This window comes from Dactylosporangium sucinum, from assembly GCF_014647515.1.
Lineage (GTDB): Bacteria > Actinomycetota > Actinomycetes > Mycobacteriales > Micromonosporaceae > Dactylosporangium > Dactylosporangium sucinum.
In genome coordinates this window covers 1-5,298 of the sequence record NZ_BMPI01000039.1, presented here as the reverse complement: position 1 = coordinate 5,298, position 5,298 = coordinate 1, and the positions used below count along the sequence as shown (strand labels likewise).

Genomic DNA, 5,298 nt, shown 5'->3' with positions numbered 1-5,298 from the left:
CTTCGCTCGCTCCCCAGTGGGGGCTTCGCCACCCACACCCCCATGTCGGTGGTTGCGGTGGTCGGGGTCGTTGCGGTGGTCGGGGTGGTTGCGGTGGTCGGGGTCGTTGCGGTCGCCGATCGTCGGCCGCGGGTTGTCGGTCGTCGCTGGGGCCTTGCGGTTGGCGTGGTGCATTGTCCGCTTCACCACAACAAGGCCCGTTCCGAAGAGCGGGTCGAGAACTCGCCGTCGTTCCTCGATGCGGCCGCGAGCCTGAGGGGCGCAACCGCCACGACGACTGCGTGTGCGATGACGGAGCTAGTCCTTCTCGTCGGTTCGCATCGAGGGGGTCGGGGTCAGGTCTTGGGGATGACGCGGATGATGCTCGCACCGCCGTAGGAGCCGGGTGGCCCACTGACCGACGTGATGAGGTCGTAGTACCCCGCCGCTGCGGTGAGCGGGATCAGGATGGAGCTCACCGGCTGTTCCCCGGCCTGGCCGGACGGGCGAACCGGATCGGCGGTGAAGGTGGAGCCTCCTTCGAGGTCGTTGCCCGACGCCGTCTTCAGGTCGCTCACGGTCGCATATGGGCCGGTCAGGCGTGCGTTCAACTCGACCTCGTGGGCCGGCCCGCCAGCGGTGAGCGTTCCGGGGACGACAGTCCAATGGACGGTCAGGGTCTGGCCCGGTTGATAGTCCCTGTCGATGTCCGCCGCTTCACAGCACGTATAGGTCGTTGCGGTGCCGGTCGGAATCGACGGGGTGGCCGTGCACGATGCCATCGCGAGCACCAGGCTCCCGATCACCAGGGTGCGACAGGGCTTCACGGTCAGCGAGCGTAGCGGGCGAGGTCAATGGCCGGCAGCAACGGCCGCCGGGGAGCCCGACGCCGTGGACATTCCGGCCGCGGCCGGCTGATCAGGTCCTTCGGCCCTGGCCGGGAGGGCGGCGCCGCACGTAGCGTTCGACGTGTCCGGCGCGGAACGACAGCAGGGGGTCGTCATGGAGGCAGCGTCACTCGTGGACCTCGTGGAGGAGCAGCTCGCGGCCGCCGTCGCCGCGTCCAGTGGGCGCAGCGCCCGGACCGTCGTCGGCGGGCAGGACAAGCGGCTGCGCCAGGCCGTCATCGCGCTCGCCGGTGGGGAGCGGCTCGACGAGCACGAGAATCCCGGGGAGGCCACCGTGCAGGTCCTGCGCGGGGAGGTGCGGATGGTCTCCGGGGCCGACAGCCGGGACGCCGTCGCCGGGGAGCTGCTCGTCGTGCCCGACGCGCGGCACAGCCTCGAGGCGCTCACCGACGCCGTCGTGCTGCTCACCGTCGCCAAAGGCGGCACCTGAGACGGCGGCCGTACGTCGCTCGGCCCTGTTCGGCGGTGGCGTAAGGGGTATCGGACGTGACGGCGGTTACTGACCCCGGCGGGCCGGTCGGGCAGAGTGCCTCGCTGTGGGTGTTGGGGAACTCGCTGCGTTGTTGGGGGCGGCGCTCGCCGCCGGGTGGGTGGATGCCGTCGTCGGTGGGGGCGGGTTGCTGTTGCTGCCGGCCATCCTGCTCGCCAGCCCCGGTATCCCCGTCGCCACCGCGCTCGGGACCAACAAGCTGGCGGCCGTGGCCGGGACCTCCACCGCGGCCTACACCTACGCCCGGCGGGTCGAGATCGACTGGCGGGTCGCCGGGCCGGCCGTGCCGCTCGCCTTCCTCTTCGCCGGCGGCGGGGCACTCCTCGCGGCCTCCGTGCCCGCCTCCGCCTTCAAGCCCGTCATCCTCGCCGTGCTCGTGTTCGTGGCGATCTTCGTCACCTTCCGGCCGCAGCTCGGGGCCGTGCCGCGGCCGGAGTACGCCACGCCAGGGCGGGTCGTCGTCGCCGTGGGCGTTGCCGGGGGAGTCATCGCGCTCTACGACGGGCTGGTCGGGCCGGGGACCGGCACGTTTCTCATCCTCGGGCTCACGACCATCGTCGGGGCCGACTTCGTGCGGGCCTCCGCCATGGCGAAGCTGGTCAATGTCGGTACCAACCTTGGAGCCCTCGCCGTGTTCGCGGCCGGTGGGCACGTCTGGTGGGCGGCCGGGGCCGGGATGGCGGTCTTCAACATTCTCGGGGCGTCGATCGGGGCGCGCATGGCCCTCAAGCGGGGGACCGGGTTCGTCCGCGGGGTGCTGCTCGTGGTCGTGCTCGGGCTGGTGGCCCGGCTCTCCTACGACCTCTTGAGCTGACCCGTGGTTGACCTGGAGCGCGCTCCAGGTGGCAGGGTCGACAGCATGAACAGCGACTACAAGCGGCGGACGCTTGGGCGAAGTGGGATCTCGGTCAGCGCGCTCGGGATCGGCTGCTGGGCGATCGGGGGGCCGTTCTGGAGCGGGGACCAGCCGCTCGGCTGGGGCGAGGTCGACGATCGCGAGTCGATCCGGGCCGTGCGTCGAGCCCTTGAGCTGGGCGTGAACTTCTTCGACACGGCCAACGTCTACGGCGCCGGGCACAGCGAGCGGGTGTTGGCGGAGGCGCTGGCCGGGCGGCGCGACGAGGCCGTCATCGCGACCAAGTTCGGCGCTACCTTCGACGAGCGGACGCGGCAGGTCGGCCCCGACGACGGGACGCCCGCCGGGCTGCGCCACGCCGTGCGCGAGTCACTGCGCCGGCTGAACACCGACTACGTCGACCTCTACCAGCTGCACATCAACGAGCTGCCCATCCCGCAGGCGCTCGACCTCGTGCCGGTGCTCGAAGAGCTCGTCGAGCAGGGCCTCATCCGCTCGTACGGCTGGAGCACCGACTTCCCCGAGCGCGCCGAGGCGTTCGCGCAGGCGGGCCGGCACTGCACCGCGATCCAGGCCGACCTGTCGGTGCTGCGGGGCTCGTTCGGGGTGCTGCCCGTCGCGGACCGCTTCGACCTCGGCGTGATCATCCGCGGGCCCCTCGCCATGGGCCTGCTCAGCGGCAAGTACGGCGCCGACTCGAAGCTTCCGCCGGACGACATCCGCGGGCTGAGCCCCGAGTGGATGACGTACTTCACGGACGGCCGGCCGACCACGGAGTTCCTCGACCGGATCGCGGCGATCCGTGAGCTGCTGACGTCGGGCGGACGCACGCTGGCCCAGGGCGCGCTCGCCTGGCTGTGGGCGTACGACGCCCGCACCGTCCCGATCCCGGGCTGCCGCACGGTCGCCCAGGTCGAGGAGAATGCGGGCGCGCTCGAGCACGGGCCGCTGCCGGAGAAGGAGCTGGCCGAGATCGAGCGGCTGATGGGTCGCGCCTAACGGTGCAGGGCGGCGCGCTCCCGTTCGGCCTCGTCCAGGCGCGCCGCCTCCGCCGCCTCGCGCGCCTCCAGGCGCTTGCGGAGGGCGTCGATGATGGCGATCGCCTCGCCGGTGTTGTTGCCGGCCCTGAGGATTCGCGGGAAGACGGTGTCGTATACCGGCAGGCCGTTGGCGTAGATGGTCCACTGCTGCCACCACTTCGGCAGCAGGATCTCCATGTTCGGCAGCTCGGGCAGCTCCTCGCCGAGGTCGGCCAGCTCGTTGCGCAGGGTCTCCAGCCACTCGCCGGCGTAGATGCTCCCCTCGTGGACCTTGTCGACCGCCGCCACCATCTCGTCGTACCCACTGCGGCCGGGGCTGAGCGCGTCCAAGCCGGCCAGCATGGTGGCCTTGGTGATCCGCTCCCGGACCTCGGAGAGGTACAGGTGGACGTTGTCGGCGGCACCCAGGGCCTGGCGGAGCTCGGTCAGCTCGCCGTTGATCCGGCCGCGCAGCTCGGCGTTGGCCGCCATCTCGGCGCCGCGCGGGTCGCCGGACTCGGCGAGGTACCGCTCCTTCGTCTCCAGTGCGGCCGCGTGCTCGGCCGGGGCGTTGGCCAGCTTGGTGAGCCTGTCGCGGGCGGCGAGGTGCTCGGCGCGCAGCGTGTCGAACCGGGCCTTCGCCGCGGCCACCGCCAGCCGCGCCGCCTCCGCCTCGGCCCGCTCCTTGTCGATGTCGCCCTGCTGACCGCGCAGCGACGACAGGAACCGCGACAGCGACGGCTTCTCCAGCTTGTCGACGTCGGCCTGCTCGTCGTCGAGCCGGTTGCGCAGCATCGCGAGCTCGTCGGCGGCCGCGTCCATCCGGGCCTTGAGCTGCGCGACCAGCCGTCCGGTCAGGTGGTGCTCGTGCAGGGCTGCGGTCGCTGCGGCCAGGCGCTCCTCGATGGTCACCGCGCAATTGCAGCATTCGCGCGCAACCGCCAGTACGCTCTGGAGCGTGACGGGGCGGTTGATGGCGATCAGTGACCTGCATGTCGGATACGCGGAGAACCGGGCCCTTGTCGAGGCCATGCGACCCACCCACGACGACGACTGGCTGATCGTCGCCGGCGACGTCGCCGAGCGCTACGCCGACGTCATGTGGGCGCTGACGACCCTCCGCGACCGCTTCGCGAAGGTCATCTGGGTGCCGGGCAACCACGAGCTGTGGACGATGCCGAACGACCCCGAGCAGGCCCGCGGCCAGGCGCGATACGACCTGCTCGTCGCCGGCTGTCGCGAGCTGGGCGTCGTCACGCCCGAGGACCCGTATCCGCGCTGGGACGGCCCGGGCGGCCCCGTGCTCATCGCGCCGCTCTTCGTGCTGTACGACTACTCGTTCTGGCCCGCCGGCGCCACCTCCACCGAAGACGCGCTGGCCAAGGCGCACGCGGCCGGCATCGTCGGCACCGACGAGGCGCTGCTGCACCCCGACCCGTTCGACGGCCGCGCCGACTGGTGCCGGGCCCGCGTCGCCCTCACCGAGCCGCGCCTGCGTGCCGCGGCCGAGGAACTGCCGACGGTGCTGGTCAACCACTTCCCGCTGGTCCGCCAGCCGACCGATGTTCTCTGGTACCCCGAGTTCGCGCTCTGGTGCGGCACCACCCTGACGGCGGACTGGCCGGTGCGCTACCGCGCGGCCGCGGTCGTCTACGGCCACCTGCACATTCCCCGCACGACCGAGTACGACGGCGTGCGCCACGAGGAGGTGTCGGTCGGCTACCCACGCGAGTGGCGCAAGCGCTCGCGCCCCCCGGCCCAGCTGCGCGCGGTGCTCAAGTAGCCCGGTGAACCGGCACTCGCCGGGGTGGCACGTTTCCGGGAGTCGACCGCGCGCGGAACCCCCTAACGTTCTTGTCAACGCCGACAACAAGCGAACACAAGGGGATACGAGAACATGAGCGACTGGGACGCTGGCGACACGGGCGACATGGGCAACGACGTCGACTACGGCCACTACGAGGCCGGTGCCGAGAGCGGCGAGCTGGAGCACCTGCAGTCGGCTTCGGGCAGCGAGTCGGACTACGACAGCAACTTCAACGTCTA

General features: G+C 71.6%; 6 protein-coding genes. 4 read left to right on the top strand and 2 right to left on the bottom strand.

Going from position 1 to position 5,298, the window contains the following annotated elements; translation table 11 throughout:
- Positions 1-335: 335 nt before the first annotated feature.
- The gene (locus tag IEZ31_RS33540) at positions 336-806 is read right to left on the bottom strand and encodes a hypothetical protein (protein ID WP_229836067.1); all 471 of its coding nucleotides are present in this window, start codon (positions 804-806) and stop codon (positions 336-338) included.
- Positions 807-981: 175 nt separating this feature from the next.
- On the opposite strand from IEZ31_RS33540, the gene IEZ31_RS33535 reads away from it, so the two are divergent.
- From IEZ31_RS33535 to IEZ31_RS33525, 3 genes are all read left to right on the top strand, one after another.
- Entirely contained in the window at positions 982-1,317 is a 336-nt protein-coding gene (locus IEZ31_RS33535; RefSeq protein WP_190254068.1) for a cupin domain-containing protein, read from the top strand.
- Positions 1,318-1,423: 106 nt separating this feature from the next.
- Positions 1,424-2,191: a sulfite exporter TauE/SafE family protein gene (locus tag IEZ31_RS33530; RefSeq protein ID WP_190254067.1), complete on the top strand. Its 768-nt coding sequence runs from the start codon at positions 1,424-1,426 to the stop codon at positions 2,189-2,191.
- A 45-nt stretch (positions 2,192-2,236) separates the two neighbouring features.
- Positions 2,237-3,232, top strand: a complete 996-nt coding sequence (locus IEZ31_RS33525) for an aldo/keto reductase (protein ID WP_190254066.1) — start codon at positions 2,237-2,239, stop codon at positions 3,230-3,232.
- On the opposite strand, the gene IEZ31_RS33520 is transcribed toward IEZ31_RS33525, so the two are convergent.
- Positions 3,229-4,164, bottom strand: a complete 936-nt coding sequence (locus IEZ31_RS33520) for a hypothetical protein (RefSeq protein WP_190254065.1) — start codon at positions 4,162-4,164, stop codon at positions 3,229-3,231. The genes IEZ31_RS33525 and IEZ31_RS33520 overlap by 4 nt on opposite strands.
- Before the next feature lie 61 nt (positions 4,165-4,225).
- On the opposite strand from IEZ31_RS33520, the gene IEZ31_RS33515 reads away from it, so the two are divergent.
- Complete coding sequence (locus tag IEZ31_RS33515; RefSeq protein ID WP_373294732.1) at positions 4,226-5,035, top strand: metallophosphoesterase family protein; 810 nt, start codon at positions 4,226-4,228, stop codon at positions 5,033-5,035.
- Positions 5,036-5,298: the final 263 nt, after the last annotated feature.

Bases quoted from the DNA above. Each gene is read 5' to 3' on its own strand.
- IEZ31_RS33535 (WP_190254068.1), top strand. From the start codon at position 982: ATGGAGGCAGCGTCACTCGTGGACCTCGTGGAGGAGCAGCTCGCGGCC.
- IEZ31_RS33525 (WP_190254066.1), top strand. From the start codon at position 2,237: ATGAACAGCGACTACAAGCGGCGGACGCTTGGGCGAAGTGGGATCTCG.
- IEZ31_RS33515 (WP_373294732.1), top strand. From the start codon at position 4,226: ATGGCGATCAGTGACCTGCATGTCGGATACGCGGAGAACCGGGCCCTT.